This is a genomic window from Bradyrhizobium valentinum (genome assembly GCF_001440405.1).
Classification (GTDB): domain Bacteria; phylum Pseudomonadota; class Alphaproteobacteria; order Rhizobiales; family Xanthobacteraceae; genus Bradyrhizobium; species Bradyrhizobium valentinum.
Genome location: NZ_LLXX01000128.1, coordinates 19487 through 20601, shown reverse-complemented (window position 1 = coordinate 20601; position 1115 = coordinate 19487). Strand labels below are relative to the sequence as shown.

The following is a 1115-nucleotide window of genomic DNA, read 5'->3' as shown; positions in this document are numbered from 1 at the left end:
CGAACACAAAGACCGATTGATCCAACTAGGGTACATACAGGAATTGTCGGGCGGACTTCGACTAACGAACGCTGGCAGGCTGAGGATTGCGGAAGGCAAATGACCGACAAGCACCCCAAACGCCCTAGCGTCTTGTTAATACGGGTTCTCCGTTTTCACGTCATCGCCGCTCAACAGCTAATGGCCACGTTGTCGCTTGCGCAAGTGAGGGCGTCGTCGAACAGCCAACCTGCATCAAGGGTTCAGATCCTCAGTGGTCACTACAACACCGCGGTCAGAGTGCCCCTCCCGCTGCAACTTCGCGAGAGCGAGATGTTCGATCTCGGCTCGGTGCCTTACAAAGATAGCGATGAGCTGTGCATAGCCTGCGTCCTTTCTGCTCATACGCTCTCTGTTCAGAAGGGCAGTCTCCGTTACCCGGCACTTTTCGATTTTGCCGCCGTACTCCAGCACGAAATGGACGTAATCGCCGCCAGCAACAACCATGAGAATGGTCCTCAGACGGGGGTGAGACTAACATATGGTGGTTTATCCGGCCCCCTACAAGCGAGGACTGCATGAGCGCATTAATCTGCCAGCGCCCATCTTCCATAGACCGACGCGATAAGCGTTTGGGCAATGGCCACGCCTGCGCGCGTCGGCATCGGATCAAGCGCGCCGTAGGCCCAATTCGGCCCCGTTCCTTTAGGGTACATGCGAATTATCTCGACGCGCTTAATGCCTCGCGTGTGCGGATCCATCTCCAGAAGCCGAAGGCACTCGGCCTCAAGTTCGGCTGCGGATTTACGCGGCATCTCCTCCATCAAGGTTCTCCGGCTTCGGAGATATCGACCTCTCGGAGGTGGTGCTGTTACCGCTCAAGCTCAAGCTGGGACCCGGTCATCAGTGATGTCGGCAGCCATTTCGAGACAGGCTCTAAGGGACGACCACCCCTGTTGCGCCGGCCGTCCCGCGGGTGTTTGCTTGTTCCATGCAGGCGGAGCAGTCAATCGTCGTTGACCCAGAAAAGTCCTGGTGGCATCAACTCGCCGCACGGCCTGATCCTGTTCGACGGCGTATGCGTCCTATGCTCGCGCGGCTGCCGCTTCGTGAGCAAACGTGATCGCCGCGGCTAT

Annotated in this window: 2 protein-coding genes; both read right to left on the bottom strand. The window is 57.8% G+C overall.

From position 1 onward, the window contains the following. Positions 1 to 234 precede the first annotated feature (234 nt). The gene (locus CP49_RS22200) at positions 235 to 486 is read right to left on the bottom strand and encodes a DUF1488 family protein (protein ID WP_057852322.1); all 252 of its coding nucleotides are present in this window, start codon (positions 484 to 486) and stop codon (positions 235 to 237) included. Positions 487 to 566: 80 nt separating this feature from the next. Then, positions 567 to 803 (bottom strand): hypothetical protein, encoded by a 237-nt coding sequence (locus CP49_RS47610; protein WP_057852321.1) that lies wholly within the window; start codon positions 801 to 803, stop codon positions 567 to 569. Positions 804 to 1115: the final 312 nt, after the last annotated feature.

Excerpts from the sequence above, each read along its gene's own strand:
- CP49_RS22200 (WP_057852322.1), bottom strand. The coding sequence starts at position 486 with ATGGTTGTTGCTGGCGGCGATTACGTCCATTTCGTGCTGGAGTACGGC.
- CP49_RS47610 (WP_057852321.1), bottom strand. The coding sequence starts at position 803 with ATGGAGGAGATGCCGCGTAAATCCGCAGCCGAACTTGAGGCCGAGTGC.